16 protein-coding genes and 1 tRNA gene are annotated in these 15,841 nt (G+C 73.6%); 10 read left to right on the forward strand and 7 right to left on the reverse strand.

From position 1 onward, the window contains the following. The first annotated feature begins 9 nt into the window (after positions 1-9). From WDV06_RS00385 to WDV06_RS00395, 3 genes are all read left to right on the forward strand, one after another. Positions 10-942, forward strand: a complete 933-nt coding sequence (locus WDV06_RS00385) for an ROK family protein (RefSeq protein ID WP_395507621.1) — start codon at positions 10-12, stop codon at positions 940-942. Further along, positions 942-2,093, forward strand: coding sequence for an N-acetylglucosamine-6-phosphate deacetylase (gene nagA, locus WDV06_RS00390; RefSeq protein WP_395507534.1), 1,152 nt, complete (start codon positions 942-944; stop codon positions 2,091-2,093). Before WDV06_RS00385 ends, nagA begins: the two co-directional genes overlap by 1 nt. A gap of 104 nt (positions 2,094-2,197) precedes the next feature. Continuing rightward, positions 2,198-3,130, forward strand: a complete 933-nt coding sequence (locus tag WDV06_RS00395) for a 1-phosphofructokinase family hexose kinase (RefSeq protein ID WP_395507535.1) — start codon at positions 2,198-2,200, stop codon at positions 3,128-3,130. A gap of 9 nt (positions 3,131-3,139) precedes the next feature. Here WDV06_RS00395 and WDV06_RS00400 read toward each other — a convergent pair whose 3' ends face one another. Then, positions 3,140-4,150 (reverse strand): CBM35 domain-containing protein, encoded by a 1,011-nt coding sequence (locus tag WDV06_RS00400; RefSeq protein WP_395507536.1) that lies wholly within the window; start codon positions 4,148-4,150, stop codon positions 3,140-3,142. 68 nt (positions 4,151-4,218) lie between these two features. Then, on the reverse strand, positions 4,219-5,928 hold the full coding sequence (cdgB, locus tag WDV06_RS00405; protein ID WP_395507537.1) for a diguanylate cyclase CdgB: 1,710 nt from the start codon (positions 5,926-5,928) through the stop codon (positions 4,219-4,221). Between the two features lie 303 nt (positions 5,929-6,231). Between cdgB and WDV06_RS00410 the strand changes: the two genes are divergently transcribed. Continuing rightward, a complete protein-coding gene (locus WDV06_RS00410; protein WP_395507538.1) occupies positions 6,232-6,813 on the forward strand; it encodes a flavin reductase family protein in 582 nt (193 codons plus the stop codon). A 74-nt stretch (positions 6,814-6,887) separates the two neighbouring features. Here WDV06_RS00410 and arfB read toward each other — a convergent pair whose 3' ends face one another. After that, positions 6,888-7,313 carry an alternative ribosome rescue aminoacyl-tRNA hydrolase ArfB gene (gene arfB / locus WDV06_RS00415; protein WP_395507539.1) on the reverse strand — a complete coding sequence of 142 codons (426 nt, stop codon included), beginning with the start codon at positions 7,311-7,313 and terminating at the stop codon, positions 6,888-6,890. A 176-nt stretch (positions 7,314-7,489) separates the two neighbouring features. On the opposite strand from arfB, the gene WDV06_RS00420 reads away from it, so the two are divergent. Then, positions 7,490-8,065, forward strand: a complete 576-nt coding sequence (locus WDV06_RS00420; RefSeq protein WP_395507540.1) for a TerD family protein — start codon at positions 7,490-7,492, stop codon at positions 8,063-8,065. 72 nt (positions 8,066-8,137) lie between these two features. Then, entirely contained in the window at positions 8,138-8,653 is a 516-nt protein-coding gene (locus WDV06_RS00425) for a GNAT family N-acetyltransferase (protein WP_395507541.1), read from the forward strand. Here WDV06_RS00425 and WDV06_RS00430 read toward each other — a convergent pair. Both WDV06_RS00430 and WDV06_RS00435 read right to left on the reverse strand, forming a co-directional pair. Continuing rightward, entirely contained in the window at positions 8,650-10,065 is a 1,416-nt protein-coding gene (locus WDV06_RS00430) for a M1 family metallopeptidase (protein WP_395507542.1), read from the reverse strand. The two genes, WDV06_RS00425 and WDV06_RS00430, sit on opposite strands and share 4 nt — an antisense overlap. Positions 10,066-10,085: 20 nt before the next feature. Then, positions 10,086-10,613 carry a GlcG/HbpS family heme-binding protein gene (locus WDV06_RS00435; RefSeq protein ID WP_395507543.1) on the reverse strand — a complete coding sequence of 176 codons (528 nt, stop codon included), beginning with the start codon at positions 10,611-10,613 and terminating at the stop codon, positions 10,086-10,088. Positions 10,614-11,045: 432 nt separating this feature from the next. Between WDV06_RS00435 and WDV06_RS00440 the strand changes: the two genes are divergently transcribed. The 3 genes from WDV06_RS00440 (at position 11,046) to WDV06_RS00450 (ending at position 13,383) form a co-directional block, all read left to right on the forward strand. After that, the gene (locus WDV06_RS00440) at positions 11,046-12,191 is read left to right on the forward strand and encodes a sensor histidine kinase (RefSeq protein WP_395507622.1); all 1,146 of its coding nucleotides are present in this window, start codon (positions 11,046-11,048) and stop codon (positions 12,189-12,191) included. Continuing rightward, positions 12,188-12,811 carry a response regulator transcription factor gene (locus tag WDV06_RS00445; protein ID WP_365149665.1) on the forward strand — a complete coding sequence of 208 codons (624 nt, stop codon included), beginning with the start codon at positions 12,188-12,190 and terminating at the stop codon, positions 12,809-12,811. Before WDV06_RS00440 ends, WDV06_RS00445 begins: the two co-directional genes overlap by 4 nt. A 68-nt stretch (positions 12,812-12,879) precedes the next feature. Further along, positions 12,880-13,383 carry a hypothetical protein gene (locus WDV06_RS00450; RefSeq protein WP_395507544.1) on the forward strand — a complete coding sequence of 168 codons (504 nt, stop codon included), beginning with the start codon at positions 12,880-12,882 and terminating at the stop codon, positions 13,381-13,383. Between the two features lie 31 nt (positions 13,384-13,414). Here the strand turns inward: WDV06_RS00450 and WDV06_RS00455 are convergent, their stop codons facing one another. Next, complete coding sequence (locus tag WDV06_RS00455; RefSeq protein WP_395507545.1) at positions 13,415-14,104, reverse strand: pentapeptide repeat-containing protein; 690 nt, start codon at positions 14,102-14,104, stop codon at positions 13,415-13,417. A gap of 145 nt (positions 14,105-14,249) precedes the next feature. Between WDV06_RS00455 and WDV06_RS00460 the strand changes: the two genes are divergently transcribed. Then, the gene (locus tag WDV06_RS00460; protein WP_395507546.1) at positions 14,250-15,626 is read left to right on the forward strand and encodes an NAD(P)/FAD-dependent oxidoreductase; all 1,377 of its coding nucleotides are present in this window, start codon (positions 14,250-14,252) and stop codon (positions 15,624-15,626) included. Positions 15,627-15,671: 45 nt separating this feature from the next. Here WDV06_RS00460 and WDV06_RS00465 read toward each other — a convergent pair. Beyond that, a tRNA-Thr gene (locus WDV06_RS00465) sits at positions 15,672-15,745 on the reverse strand. Positions 15,746-15,841: the final 96 nt, after the last annotated feature.

Raw genomic sequence — 15,841 nt, forward strand, 5'->3', positions numbered from 1 at the left:
GTGAAACCCGTGAAACACGTCATCGCCCTCGATGTGGGCGGCACCGGGATGAAGGCCGCCCTCGTCGCCGGAGACGGCACCCTGCTGCACGAGGCGCGCCGCGCCACCGGCCGCGAGCGGGGCGCCGAAGCCGTCGTCGAGACGATCCTGGACTTCGCCGCCGAGCTCCTCGGCCTCGGCCGGGACCGCTTCGGTACGGCCGCCTCGGCCGCCGGGGTCGCCGTCCCCGGCATCGTCGACGCCGAGCGCGGCATCGCCGTGTACGCCGCGAACCTGGGCTGGCGCGACGTACCGATGCGCGAGCTGCTCAGCGCGCGCCTCGGCGGCATCCCCGTCGCCCTGGGCCACGACGTCCGCACGGGCGGGCTCGCCGAGGGCCGCATCGGCGCCGGCCGGGGCGCCGACCGCTTCCTGTTCGTGCCGCTCGGCACCGGCATCGCCGGCGCCATCGGCATCGGCGGCCGCATCGAGGCCGGCGCCCACGGCTACGCCGGGGAGATCGGCCACATCGTGGTCCGCCCCGGCGGCCCCGCCTGCGGCTGCGGCCAGTACGGCTGCCTGGAGACCCTCGCCTCCGCCTCCGCCGTCTCCCGCGCCTGGGCGGCAGCCTCCGGCGACCCCGACGCGGACGCCGCCGACTGCGCCAAGGCCGTGGAGTCCGGCGACGCCCGCGCCGCGGAGGTCTGGCTGGCCGCCATCGGGGCGCTCGCCGACGGGCTGGTCACCGCCATCACCCTGCTGGACCCGAGGACCCTGATCATCGGTGGCGGGCTCGCCGAGGCGGGGGAAACGTTGTTCACACCACTGCGGACGGCCGTCGGGGAACGCGTGACGTTCCAGCGGCTGCCCGAGATCGTTCCGGCCGCCCTCGGGGACACCGCCGGATGCCTGGGCGCAGGGCTGCTCGCCTGGGACCTACTCGCCACGGAGGTACCTGCCTGATGTCCGGACGCGCACACAGCACCGTTCTCTCCGGCGCCAGGGTGGTGCTGCCCACCGGCATCGTGGCGGGCGGCCGCGTCATCGTCGAGGGCGCCCGGATCGCGGGCAGCGCCCACGAGGACTCCGCACGCGTGGACCTCTCCGGGCACTGGATCGTCCCCGGCTTCGTGGACATGCACAACCACGGCGGCGGCGGCGCCTCCTTCACCTCCGGCACCGCCGAGGAGGTCCTCACCGGCGTACGGACCCACCGCGAGCACGGCACCACCACCCTCGTCGCCTCCACCGTCACCGGCGACCTCGACGAGCTGGCCCGCCGCGCCGCGCTGCTCGCCGAGCTCACGCAGCAGGGCGAGATCGCCGGCATCCACTTCGAGGGGCCCTTCATCAACCCCTGCCGCAAGGGCGCCCACAAGGAGGACCTGCTGCGCGACCCCGACCCGGCCGAGGTCCGCAAGCTGGTCGACGCCGCGCACGGCGCCGCCCGCATGGTCACCCTCGCCACCGAGCTCCCGGGCGGGCTGGACTCCGTACGCCTGCTCGCCGAGCACGGCGTCATCGCGGCGATCGGCCACACCGACTCCACGTACGACCAGACGCGCCAGGCCATCGACGCGGGCGCGACCGTCGCCACCCACCTGTACAACGCGATGCCCGGGCTGGAGCACCGCGCACCCGGGCCGATCGCGGCGCTGCTGGAGGACGAGCGGGTCACCGTCGAGCTGATCAACGACGGCACGCACCTGCACCCGGCGATGCTGGAGCTGGCCTTCCACCACGCGGGCGCGGACCGGGTCGCGCTGATCACCGACGCGATGGACGCGGCCGGCTTCGGCGACGGCACCTACCACCTGGGCCCGCTGGAGGTCGAGGTCAAGGACGGGGTGGCCCGGCTGGTGGAGGGCGGCTCCATCGCCGGCTCCACGCTCACCCTGGACACCGCCTTCAAGCGGTCGGTGACCGTCGACCGACTGCCCGTCGAGTCCGTGGTGCAGGCGATCTCCGCCAACCCGGCGAAGCTGCTCGGCCTCTACGACGAGGTGGGCTCGCTGGAGCCCGGCAAGTACGCCGACCTGGTGGTCCTGGATGCGGAGTTCGACGTCAAGGGCGTCATGCGACGGGGCGAATGGATCGTCAGCCCGCTGGGCTGAACCGGCTCTTCAGCCGTACGGAAGCGAGGCGACCGGCCCGGAGGACTGGGCTGGCCGCCCTCCATTTGGCATGATCCCGGCACACACCAAGACCGGGACTGGCCATGATCCTCACCGTCACGCTCAACACCGCGCTCGACGTCACCCACCGGGTGCCGCGACTGCTGCCGCACACCTCCCACCGGGTCTCCGCCGTCACCGAACGGGCGGGCGGCAAGGGGCTGAACGTGGCCCGGGTGCTCGCCGCGCTCGGCCACGAGGTGACGGCGACGGGCTTCGCGGGCGGCCCGGCGGGTGCGCTCGTACGGGAACTGCTGGCCGGCTCCCGCGGGGTGGTGGACGCCCTCGTCCCCTGCGCCGGCACCACCCGGCGCACGCTGGCGGTCGTCGACGAAAGCAGCGGCGACACCACCCAGTTCAACGAGCCCGGCCCGCAGATCTCGGCCGCCGAGTGGTCGGCGTTCCTCGCCCGGTACACCGAACTCGTCGCGGGGGCCCGCGCGGTGGCGCTGTGCGGGAGCCTGCCGCCGGGCGTGCCGGTGGGGGCGTACGCGGTCCTGGTACGGGCGGCCCGGGCGGCCGGCGCCCCCGTCCTCCTCGACACCAGCGGCGAGGCACTGCGCCGCGGGGTCGCCGCCCGGCCGGAGATCATCAAGCCGAACGCGGCGGAGCTGGCCGAGCTGACGGGCTCGCGCGACCCGCTCCCCGCCACCCGCGACGCCCGCCGCCGGGGCGCCCACGCGGTGGTGACCTCCCTGGGCCCCGAGGGCCTCCTGGCCGCCACCCCGGAGGGCACCTGGCAGGCCACCCCGCCCCGCACCCTGCGCGGCAACCCGACGGGCGCGGGCGACTCGGCGGTGGCGGGCCTCCTGTCGGCCCTGACGGAGGACCTCCCCTGGCCGGACCGCCTCACCCGCGCGGTAGCCCTCTCCACGGCCACGGTCCAGGCCCCGACAGCCGGAGAATTCGACCCCCGCACCTACACGGAGGTCCGGGGCTCGGTAAAAATCACGCCCGTCCCGGCGGCCGGGCGGTGAGGGGGCGGGTCAGCCGCGTTCGAGCCAGAGCTGGTCGATGTTGATCTCGCACTGGTTGCCCGTCTCGCACGAGATCCTGACGCTGTTGGTGCCCTTCTTCAGCTGGACCAGCGAGTAGGTGTTCGTCCAGCCCCACTCGCCCGGCTTGGCCAGCGCGAAGTTCTTCATGTTTATCGGGCGGTCCTGCTTCTCGCCGTTGACGGTCAGCGTGGTGCTGGCGTCCTTGCCCGGCACCGCGTACGTCATCTTCAGCTTGTACTGGCCGTCCTTGGGGACGTCCAGGGTCCATGTGACCGCCGCGCCGGTCTGGTTGAAGTTGCCGACGTACTGGCCGCCCGCGCTCTTCGCTCCCGGCACCGTCGTCTGCAGCGCGGCACCGCCCGTCAGCGCCATGCCCGCGCCCGAGGCGTCCGCCTTCGGCAGCGGGCTCTGCGAGGGCTCAGGCGAGGCGCTCGGCTCCGGGGAGCCGTCGGGTTGGGGTGGGGCCGCGGAGTGGGACGGGCCCGTCGCCTGGTTCTTGTTCTTGTCGTCGTCCTTGTTGCCGAAGGTCAGCGCGGCACCGATGCCGATCGCCACCGCCGCGACCACCGCGACCGCCGCGATAAGCACGCCCTTGCGGCTGGAGCCGCCGCCGGGCCGGCCACGGCCGGGGGTGGGGGCCATCGGGCGGGTCTGCGGGGACGGCTGCTGCGGGACGCCGTAGCCGTTGGCCTGGAGGGCCTCCGGGGCCTGGTACTGGGCCTGGTAGGCCTGCGGGGGCTGCTGCTGGGGGACGGCGCCGCGCTGGCCGCCGTACGTCCGCTCGCCGACCGTGCGCACCTGGTTGTACGAGGTGCGGGGGACGCCGGGCTGCGTGCCGGGCTGCCCTCCGACCGCGGGGCCGGGGTAGCCGTACCCGCCGCCCTGGCCGGGCGGGGTGGCTCCGGCGGCCTGGCCGTCCGCGTAGAGGTAGCCGAACGGGTCATCGTCCTCGGGCTGGTTCGCCCCACCGTGCGGGCCGTTGTTCGCGGGCGTCGTCATCGCAGGTCACTCCTTTCGACCCCCGGGAGCCTACCCCGAACACGTGCGCCCACGGGTGGCCGATCCGATCACCCGGCCCGGCGGTGGGCCTTGGAGCGGGACCTCTTCTCGATGTACATCCGCTGGTCGGCGGAGCGCAGCACCTCGTCCGCCGACATCCCGCAGCTGGCCCAGCCGATGCCGAAACTGGCGCCGACCCGCACGGCCCGCCCGTCCACCCGGATCGGCGGAATGATGGCGTTGCGCAGCCGTACGGCGAGGTCGGCGGCGTCGGCGGCGCCGAGGCCGTCGGCGAGGACGACGAACTCGTCACCGCCGAGGCGGGCGACGGTGTCGCCGTCCCGGACGCCGGTCGTCAGCCGCCGGGCCACCTCGATCAGGACCGCGTCGCCCGTGTGGTGCCCGAACCGGTCGTTGATCGACTTGAACCCGTCGAGGTCGCAGAAGAGCACCGCGAGGCCCTTCGTGCCGTCGTCGATGTCCGAGTCGGGAGCGACGGCGTGCACGTGGTGGTCGTACGGGCCCTCGGGCTGCCCGGGAAAGCCGGCGGGGAAGTCGAAGCCCTCACCTCCGGGGCCCGGTCCGGCCGGGACGGCGGCCGCGGCGTAGCCGTCGTAGCCGTGCTCGCCGGTCCCGACGCCCTCCGGGCGGCCCTCGAAGGCCGCGTCCAGCGCCTCCACCGCGCCGGCCCGCACCGACTGGGGCCGCCGGCACAGCCGGGCGCCGAGCCGGGCGCGCAGCTCGGCGCTGTTGGGCAGGCCGGTGAGGGAGTCGTGGCTGGCGCGGTGCGCGAGCTGGAGTTCGTGCCGCTTGCGCTCCTCGATGTCCTCGACGTGCGTCAGCAGGAACCGCGGCCCGTCGGCGGCGTCGGCGACGACCGAGTTGCGCAGCGAGACCCACACGTACGTCCCGTCGCGCCGCCCCAGCCGCAGCTCGGCCCGGCCGCCCTCGGCGGAGGTGCGCAGAAGGGTGCCGATGTCCTCGGGGTGGACGAGGTCGGAGAAGGAGTACCGGCGCAGCACGGACGCGGGCCGCCCGAGCAGCCGGCACAGGGCGTCGTTGGTACGCAGCAGCCGGCCGTGCTGGTCGCCGCCCATCTCGGCGATGGCCATGCCGCTCGGCGCGTACTCGAAGGCCTGCCGGAACGACTCCTCGCTGGCCCGCAGCGCCTGCTGCTCGCGCTCCAGCCGCACCAGGGCCCGCTGCATGTTCGCGCGCAGCCGCGCGTTGCTGATCGCAATGGCCGCCTGGAAGGCGTACATCTGGAGGGCCTCGCGCCCCCAGGCGCCGGGGCGGCGGCCGTTGCGCGGTCTGTCCACCGAAATGACACCCAGAAGTTCCCCGCCCGTCGCATACATCGGGGCGTAGAGCCGGTCCTCGGGGTGCCACTCGTCCTCGAAGCGCGGATCGGGTCCGTCGGTGTGCCACTGGGGGACGTCGTCCTCCAGCAGGACCCAGCCCTCGGTGTGCGGGATGAAGCGCAGGCCGTCCCAGTCCTCGCCCATGGTCAGGCGGCGCTCCCAGGCGGGGCGGGAGCCGACGCGGCCGGTGATCAGGGCTTCGGCGGCGGGGTCGCCGGCGAAGGCGGCGACGACGAGATCGCCGTCAGGGCGTACGAGGTTGACGCAGGCGAGTTCGTAGCCGAGGCCGCGCACGATGCCGTCCACGACGGTCTGCAGAGTGTCCGCCAGGCTCCGGGCCGTGTTGAGCTCGGCCACCACCTGGTGCAGCTGCCGCAGGGTCGCAAGACGGACGTACGGCTCCGACTCGGTCTCCATTGCTCGCTCTCCCCGAGACCTCGACAGCAACTCCAGGTTTGTCATCGGCGTTTCGTTGCGGTGTCCCGTCCACTGAATCACAGTGAGCTGTGCGCCAGGTACACAGGGTCAACAAATCTTGCCCTCTGTGACTCAAGTCACATGAGATGAATAGTGCTGCGGCGTAGGCATGTTGAGGACAGGGGGCCGTCCCCCGCCTTCCCACGCGCAAACGATACGCCCGGGCCTAGGCCCAGCGGCGGGGACGCGGCTCGGACCAGCGCCCGATGTGCGGCACACGACGACCGCACTAGCGTGCGATACGTGCCGAAGACGACCCCCGCGCCGCAGCCTTGCGCCCCCGACGCCCCCTCCTCCCCCCATCCTGAGGGGGTGACCAACGACGAGTTCCGTGCCGCCATGTCCCGGCTGGCGGCGGGCGTGTGCCTGATCACCGCCCACGAACCGCCCCTGACCGCCGACGGGCCGCGCGGCGAGGACGTGGGCATGACGGCCACCGCGTTCATGTCGGTGTCCCTGGAACCGCCCCTGGTCCTGGTCAGCGTCCGCGAGGGCTCCCGGATGGACGACCTGCTGGCGGAGCAGCCGCTGTGGGGGGTCTCGCTCCTCGCGGAGAACCAGCTCCAGGTGGCCGGCCGGTTCTCGATGAAGGGCCGCATCAGCGACCGGCTGCTCTTCGCCGACCTCGCCTGCGAGCGGGGCGCCGCCTCGGGGGCCCCGCTGCTGTCGGGGGCCCTGGCCACCCTGGAGTGCCGCACGACGTCCCGGGTCCCGGCGGGCGACCACACGCTGGTCATCGGCCACGTCCTGACGGCCTCGTTCCCGTCACCGGACGCCCGGCCCCTGACGTACTTCCGCGGCCGCTACCGCCACCTGCTGCCGTAGCCCACCGGAGCGGACGGCCGGGCGGACCGGGGAGGACGGGCGGACGGGCGGACGGGCGGACGGGCCGGGGCCGCCTACCAGTCCCGCGAGCTGCGCCCCCGCTTCGTCTCCGACCGCGCCTTCTTCTCCCTCAGCCGCCGCTCGTTGATCCCGCGCGGGATCTTCGTCGGCCGCCGGACCTTCGGCGGGGCCGCCGTCGCCTCCGCCAGCACCGCCGCCATCCGCACCAGCGCCATCTCCCGGTTGCGGTACTGCGAACGGTGCTCGGACGCCCGTACCGTCAGCACCCCGTCCACCAGCCGGCCCGCGAGCCGCTCCAGCGCCCGCTCCTTCCACACCGCCGGCAGCGCGTTCGTCGCGGCGACGTCGAACAGCAGCTCCACCCGCGAGTCCGAGGTGTTGACGTGCTGCCCGCCCGGCCCGGAGGAACGCGAGAACCGCCAGGCGAGCTCCGCCTCGGGGAGCACGACCGCACCGCGGATGACATAGGGACCAGGCATGCCCCCTATGATCCGCCCCCGTCCCTCCCCCGTCACCCTCATTTCCCGCCCCCGGCCACCCCCTCGGAAACCCCCCTGGAACCTCCGCGCCCCCTCCCCGCGTTATGAAGGGCAGCGGTAGCTTGACCCCACATCGGGCTCACGCACCCGGAATGACGAGGAAGGACACCAGTCACATGGCAGTAAGCCTGTCCAAGGGCGGCAACATCTCGCTCTCGAAGGAGGCCCCCGGCCTCAGCGCCGTCACGGTCGGCCTCGGCTGGGACGTCCGTACGACGACCGGTGTCGACTTCGACCTCGACGCCTCGGCCATCGCCGTCGACGCGACGGGCAAGGTCGTCTCCGACGGCCACTTCGTCTTCTTCAACAACAAGTCCACCCCGGACCAGACCATCGTCCACACCGGCGACAACCGCACCGGTGAGGGCTCGGGCGACGACGAGTCCATCAAGGTCAACCTGGCCGGCCTCCCCGGGACTGTCGACAAGATCGTCTTCCCGGTCTCCATCTACGACGCCGACTCCCGCGGCCAGAACTTCGGCCAGGTCCGCAACGCGTACATCCGCGTCGTCAACCAGGCCGGCGGCGCCGAGATCGCCCGCTACGACCTCTCCGAGGACGCCGCCACCGAAACCGCCATGGTCTTCGGCGAGCTCTACCGCAACGGCGCCGAGTGGAAGTTCCGCGCCGTCGGCCAGGGCTACGCCTCCGGCCTCACCGGCATCGCCCAGGACTTCGGCGTCAACGTCTGAGCCCGCCCGGCCGAGCCCCTTCCCCGGCATCCCGGAGAGGGGGCCGCGCCCGGCTTCGCTACCGTTCGACGGGTGATCATCCAGCCCCTCGTCCCCGTGGACGGCGCCCTCCCCGGCCCGGTCCTCACCGAGATCGCCGCCCTCTACGCCACGAACCGCGCGTTCTTCGAACTGAGCGGCGACTTCCCCGACCCGGCCCGCATCACCGTCGAGCAGGTCGCGGCCGCACTCGCCGACGAACTCGCCCAGGACGGCTCCGAGGTCCTCCTCGCCCGCTCCGCCGGCCGCCTCGTCGGCCTCGCCGCCACCCTCGCCCAGCACCCGGACCCCGCCGACCCGGACCCCTGGATCGGCCTGCTCCTCATCGACGCCACCGCACACCGCGAAGGCCACGGCAGTACCCTCGCCCGCCTCGTCGAGGACCGCTTCCGCACCGCCGGCCGCACCGGCGTACGCCTCGCCGTGCTGGAGAACAACCCCCGGGCCCTCGCCTTCTGGCAGGCCCAGGGCTACACCCTCCTGCGCCACGCCGAAGACCGCGCCCGCGCCCGCCCCTGCCTCGTCCTGCGCAAACCCCTCCCGGCCTAGCCCTTCGGCCGGCCCTCCCCGTAGAGCCACACGTCCCACACCTTCTTCAGGTCCGCACCCGTACGCCGCTGCGCGTACGCGGTGAAATCGGCCGTGCTCGCGTTCCCGTGCCGGTGGTCGGCCGCCCACCCCCGCAGCAGGTCGAAGAACTTCGCGTCCCCCACCTCCTGCCGGATCCGGTGCAGCACCATCGCACCCCGGTAGTAGACGGGGTCGTCCGAAAGGTGCGCGGCATCCGGCGGCGCGGCCGGAGCGAACGCCGCCCAGTCGGCGCCGGCGTGCGCGTCCACCGACGTGTCACCGGCCAGGAACGCCTCGAACCGCCGCTGCGCGGACACGCCCCCGTGGGACTCCGCCCACAGCCACTCCGCGTACGTGGCGAACCCCTCGTTCAGCCACATGTCCTTCCAGGACGCCGGCGACACCGAGTCACCGAACCACTGGTGCGCCAGCTCGTGCAGCACCAGCTCCTCGTCCGGCGCACCGGGGTACACGGGCTTGGTCTGCGTCTCCAGCGCATACCCCAGGCTCCGCGCGGGCATCACGATCGACCCCACCGTCGAAAACGGATAGGGCCCGAACGTCGCGCTCCCCCACTCCACCATCTCCGGCACCCGCGCCAGCACGGCACGGCCCGCCGCTTCCTCCCCGGGTGCCACGGCCTGGTACACGGACACCCCCGAAGGGGTCTTCCCCGTACTCACCCTGAACTTCCCCACGGCGACGGTCGCCAGATAGCTCGCCATCGGCTCGGCGCTCCGCCACACGAACTCGGTCCGCTCCCCCACGTCCCGCCGGGACCGCAACTCCCCGTTCGACACGGCCTCGTAGCCCCGCGGAACGCTCACCGTGACGTCGTACGTCGCCTTGTCGGCGGGGTGGTGGTTGCCGGGGAACCAGGCCGTGGACCCCACCGGTTCGCCCACGGCGACGGCGTACTCCCCGTCCCCCGCGGTGATCCAGCCCTCCTTGGAGCCGTCCGGGTCGACCAGCGCCTTCGGCCGGCCGCCGTAGTCCACCCGCGTGACGAACACCTCGCCCTTGCGCAGGTCCTCGGCCGGGCGGACCGTCAGTTCGTTCCCGGTCCGGTTGAACCGCGCACCCACGCCCTGCACTTCCACGCCCTCGACCTTCAGCCCGCTGAAGTCGAGGTTGAACGAACTGAGCCCCTGCCCGGCCCGCGCGGTGATCACGGCCGTCCCGTGCAGCTCCCCGTCGGCGGGGTCGTACGCCAGGTCCAGCGCGTAGTGCTCGACCTCGTACCCGCCGTTGCCCGCCCGCGGGAAATAGGGGTCCCGCAGCCCGGACGCGCCCGGCCGCCCCTGCACCGTCGCCCCCGTACACCCCGTGGTGAGGGCGATCAGGGCGGCGAGGGCGGGGGCGGCGAGACGGGTGAGCGCGCGGTGGTCCACACGCCCGATCCTAAGTGGGGTTACTTGGCCAGGGCCTCGACGCCGGCCTTGGCGAACTTCTCGTCCAGGTCACCGCTCGGCGCACCGGCGACACCGATACCGGCGACGGGCGCACCGTCGGCCTGGACCGGGGCGGCACCGGCGAGGAACAGGGTGCCGGGGATGTCCTTCAGGTTGGGGGTCTGCGCGAGCCGGCCGGCGAGCACCGAGGTCGGGGCGTTCCAGGACACGGCGGTGAACGCCTTGCGCTGCGCGGACTCGTAGGACTGCGGGCCCGCGCCGTCGCCGCGCAGGGTGACGATGGTGTTGCCGTTGCGGTCCACCACGGCCACCGTCACCTTCTGGTTCTCCTTCTGGGCGGCGTCGAGCGCGGCCTGGGCGGCGCGGGCGGCGGCGTCGATGGTCAGGTGGGTCGAGGTGGTGAAGTTGCCGCTCTTGACCTCGTCCTTCTTGGCAGGGGTGGCGCTCGCGCTGACGGCCCCGAAGGTGCCGGCGCCGAGGACGACGGCGAGGGCGGTACCGGTGAGGACGCGGGTACGGGTGTTCATCTCTGCTCCTGATGGTCTCGACGGGCTCCCTCCCACCATCGCCGCCGCCCCCGCCACCGCCCGTCCCCGTACCGGCTCGCCCCGGCGACCGCACCGGTTGACCCGGAGGTCATCCGATCGGCCGATGCGGTGGGGACGGCCGCCCGGTTTCCTGGGGCTGCGCCTCCCCGGCCCGCCCCGGCTGCGGACCGCGTCCCCGAGGGCTCCGCCGCCGCGACGCCGCGCCCCACACGCCGGCGGGGCCGATCGCGCCGTACGGCCCCCCGCCCCGGCGCCGGCCCCGGGCGCCCCCGACCCGTCCACGCCCGACCCGTCCACGCCCGGCCCGTCCACGCCCGGCCCGGGCATCGGCACAATGGACACCCCACCCCCAGGAGCCCCGCCGTGAGCCACCCCCCGCGGAAACCCGACACCCGCGCCCTGGCCACGGTCATGCACACGGCGTTCTTCCTCCTCCTCGGCGCCTCGGTGGCCCGCTTCCTCCTGCGCCACCCCGGCGAACCCCGCACCCCCTGGGTCATCGCCCTCGGCATCGCCCTGGCCCTGCTCCACGTCCTCGGCCCCGCCGTGGGCGGCACCACCGCCCCCACCACCGGAACCCCCGCCCCCACCCTCCGCCGGCGGCTCTGGCTCGGCCTCGTCGTCACCACCTGGGTGGTCCTCGTCGTCCTCGCGCCCAGCTTCGCCTGGTGCGCCGTCCCCCTCTTCTTCACCGCCCTGCGCACCCTGCCCCCACGCGCCGCCGTGGCCCTCGTCACCGTCCTCACCGTCTTCGTCGTCGCCGCCCAGCTGAAGCTCTCCACCGCCTTCGACCCCAACCTCCTCCTCGCCCCGCCCGCCATCGCCGCCCTCGCCACGGCCGTCTTCGTCCACATGGAACGCCAGGCCCAGGCCCAGCGCGCCCTCATCGACGACCTGATCCGCACCCGCCGCGAGCTCGCCGCCACCGAACGCCGCGAAGGCACCCTCGCCGAACGCCAGCGCCTGTCCATGGAGATCCACGACACCCTCGCCCAGCACCTCTCCAGCCAGCAGATGCTGCTCCAGGCCGCCGACCGCACCTGGGACACCGACCCCGCCACCGCCCGCGCACACGTCCGCACCGCCACCGGCATCGCCGCCCGCGGCCTCGCCGAGGCCCGCCGCCTCGTCCACGACCTGGCCCCGCCCGAACTCGACAACGGCGCCGGCCTCGCCGACGCCCTGCGCGCGCTGGACGCCGGCCCCGGCATCGAGGTCCGCTTCCACCTGGAAGGCACCCCCGCGCCCCTCCCGGACCGCGCCGAATCCGCCCTGCTGCGCATCGCCCAGGGGGCCCTCGCCAACATCCGCGAGCACTCCGGCGCCCGCACCGCCGCCCTCACCCTCAGCTTCCTCGGCGACCAGGTCGTCCTGGACATCGCCGATGACGGCAGCGGCCTCACCGCCCCCGCCACCCCCTCCGCCGCCGACCGCGGCCACGGCCTCCCCGCCATGCGCGCCCGGGTGCGTCAGCTCGGCGGAACCCTGACCATCGAATCCACCCCCGGCGAGGGCACCGTCCTCTCGGCCTCGATCCCCCTGGAGCCCACCGGATGACGACGATCCTCCTCTGCGACGACCACGTCGTCGTGCGCGCCGGGCTGCTCGCCCTGCTCGGCAGCGAGCCCGACATCGAGGTCCTCGGCGAGGCCGGCAGCGGCGAGGAGGCCGTCGCCCTGGCCGCCAAGCTCCACCCCGACGTCGTCCTGATGGACCTCCAGCTCGGCGAGGGCATCGACGGCGTCGAAGCCACCCGCCGCATCACCGCCCTCCCCCGCCCCCCGCACGTCCTCGTCCTCACCACGTACGACACCGACGCGGACATCACCCGCGCCATCGGCGCCGGCGCCACCGGCTACCTCCTCAAGGCGGAACGGCCCGAAGAACTCTTCGCCGCCATCCACTCGGCCGCAGCCGGCCGGACCACCCTCTCCGCCCCCGTCGCCAGCCGCGTCATGGCCCACATGCGCGGCACCCGCCCCACCCTCACCGACCGCGAGCTCGACATCCTCGGCCAGCTCGCCCGCGGCCTCGGCAACCGCGACATCGCCCGCGCCCTGTTCATCAGCGAAGCCACCGTCAAGACGCACCTGGGCCGCATCTACGACAAGCTCGGCGTCGACACCCGCGCCGGCGCGGTCGCCGTCGCCAAGGAACAACGGCTCCTGCCGTCCTGACCCCAGCCGCCGGCCGACCTGGCGGCCCGCCCCCGCACCACCCACCGACCCGTGACACCATCACCTACGTGCTCGACATCGGCTACTCCCTCTCCCGCCGCTTCCCCGACCCCCCGCAGACCGACTACCGCTCGGCGGACGTCCACGCCCTGCGCCACGACCTCTTCTGCGGCGACGTCTACCTCGCGGACACCGACAAGGACACCGAGGTGTCCACAGCCTGGGGATGGGTACCCGTACTCGACTTCGCCTGGGCCCTCTGCGACATCGTCGAGCAGCTCGACCAGGACCCCCGCGGCAGCCGCTCCTCCCACAGCCAGTACGCCGAACTCGACTTCACCGAATCCAGCGACCGGATGCTCTTCGAACGCCGCTTCGGCTGGGTCGACATCGAAGCCGACTGGATGCCGCCGGAAGAGGAACCGCTGACCTTCAGCCACCGCCTGCTGCGCCGCGAGGCCCGCGACTTCCTCCACGACCTGATCGCCGACCTCATCGACATGCACGAAGGCCTGGCCGACAACCCCGTCATCTGGACCCTCCAGGCCCGCTTCCCCCGCGTCCCCGCCTGACCCGGCCCCCGACGGCCGGCCCCGGCGGCCCCTACGCCACCACCCGCACCCCCAGCTGCGCCGCCAGCGCCGGGGCCAGATCGAACAGCTGCGCCGGACTGATCACCGCCCCGGCCAGCGACTCCACCCCCCGCGCCACCTCCAGCTCGGCCGCACCCCGCAGATCCACATCCGTCAGCCGGGCCCCCGTCACGTCCACCCCCCGCAGCACACAGTCCCGGAACTCCACCCGTTCCAGCACCGCCCCCGCGAAGTCCGGCTCCACCAGCACGCACCCCTCGAAGACCACGTCCCTCAACCGCGCCTGCCGCAGGTTCAGGTAGTCGATCTTGCCGCCGCGCACCACGACCCGCTCCAGCACCGCCCCCTGCAACTGCACCCCGCCCAGCCGCGCCTCCAGCACCTCCACATCCCGCAGCAGAGCACCCGACAGGTCCGCCCCCACCCCCCGGACGCCCTCCCACACCGAGTCCAGGACCCGTGCCTTCGCCAGCCCCACCCCGTCCACCCCGCACCGGCGCACCGCACAGTCCATGAACCGCGACCCGACCCCCTCCTGCCCCGCCAGGTCCAGGTCGGCGAACTCCAGCCCGTCGTAATCCCCGTCCGGCTCCAGCCCACCGCCCTCCCACACCGCCAGATCCGGCAGCACCACCTCCGCCCGCCGTGCCGCCTTCACCGACTGCCCGCCACCACGGCCGTTCCCGCCACTGCGCACCATGCCCCCATCGTGGCCCCCGGCACTGACAATCCACCGGACCCCCACCACCCCCACCGCGCAACGGACACCCCGCACCCCACGCGCCGCCGCCACACGACACACCGCCCCTGGACACCCCTCCCACACCCCCAGTACCAACTCCCCCATGACGATCAACGGCGGCATCTCCTTCTGGTACGCGACGGACACCACCCACCAGCCACCCCGCGCCCCCCTCACCACCGGCACCACCGCCGACGTCGCCATCGTCGGCGGCGGCTACACCGGCCTGTGGACCGCCTACTACCTCAAGCGCACCGCCCCCGACCTGCGCGTCACCGTCCTGGAGCAGAAGTTCTGCGGCTACGGCGCCTCCGGCCGCAACGGCGGCTGGCTCTACAACGGCATCGCCGGCCGCGACCGCTACGCCGCCCTCCACGGCCACGAAGCCGCCCGCCGCCTCCAGCACGCCATGAACGACACCGTCACCGAGGTCGTCGACGTCGCCACCGCCGAATCCATCGACGCCGACATCCACCGCGGCGGCGTCCTCGAAGTCGCGCGCACCCCCGCCCAGCTCACCCGCCTCAAGGCCTTCCACACCACCGAGCGCTCCTTCGGCGAGACCGACCGCGAGCTCTACGACGCCACCGCCACCCGCGACCGCATCGACATCGCCGACGCCCTCGGCTCCAGCTGGACCCCCCACGGCGCCCGCGTCCACCCCCTCAAACTGCTCCGCGGCCTCGCCACGGCCTGCGAACGCCTCGGCGTCGTCATCCACGAGTCCACCCCCGTCACGGGCATCGCCCCCGGCCGGGCCACCACCCCCTACGGCACCGTCCGCGCCCCGTACGTCCTGCGCTGCACCGAAGGCTTCACCGCCTCCCTCAAGGGCCACCGGCGCACCTGGCTCCCCATGAACTCCTCGATGATCGTCACGGCCCCCCTCCCGCCCTCGGTCTGGGCCCGCCTCAACTGGGCGGACGCCCCCCTCCTGGGCGACATGGCCCACGCCTACATGTACGCCCAGCGCACCGCGGACGACCGCATCGCCATCGGTGGCCGAGGCGTCCCGTACCGCTTCGGCTCCCGCACCGACAACGACGGCCGCACCCAGCCGGCCACCATCGCCTCGCTGACCACCCTCCTGACCACCTTCTTCCCGGTCCTCACCGGCACGGAGATCACCCACGCCTGGTCGGGCGTGCTCGGCGTCCCCCGCGACTGGTGCGCCACGGTCACCCTGGACGCCACCACGGGCCTCGGCTGGGCCGGCGGCTACGTCGGCTCGGGCGTGGCCACCGCCAACCTCGCCGCCCGCACCCTGCGCGACCTGGTGCTGGGCGAGGCCACCGCCCTGACCGCCCTCCCCTGGGTCCACCACCGCGTCCGCCGCTGGGAACCGGAACCCTTCCGCTGGCTCGGCGTCCACGCCCTCTACGCGGCCTACCGCGAAGCGGACCGCCGCGAGACGAAGACCCGCACCCCGACGACGACCCCCCTGGCCCGCCTGGCGAACCGCGTCTCGGGCCGCTCCTGAGGCACGCGAAAGGGCCCCGGGTGATCACCCGGGGCCCTGGAACGGAGCCCCCTGTCGGATTCGAACCGACGACCTACGCTTTACAAGAGCGTTGCTCTGGCCAGCTGAGCTAAGGAGGCGCGCCACCCACCCGCAAACCCGCCGCGGATGGAGCGGTCATTACTCTACACAGCGCTCGATTCCCCAAGCCATCACATTGACGCCCCACGCGTAAC

This window comes from Streptomyces racemochromogenes (assembly GCF_044129415.1).
Classification (GTDB): Bacteria; Actinomycetota; Actinomycetes; order Streptomycetales; family Streptomycetaceae; genus Streptomyces; species Streptomyces racemochromogenes_A.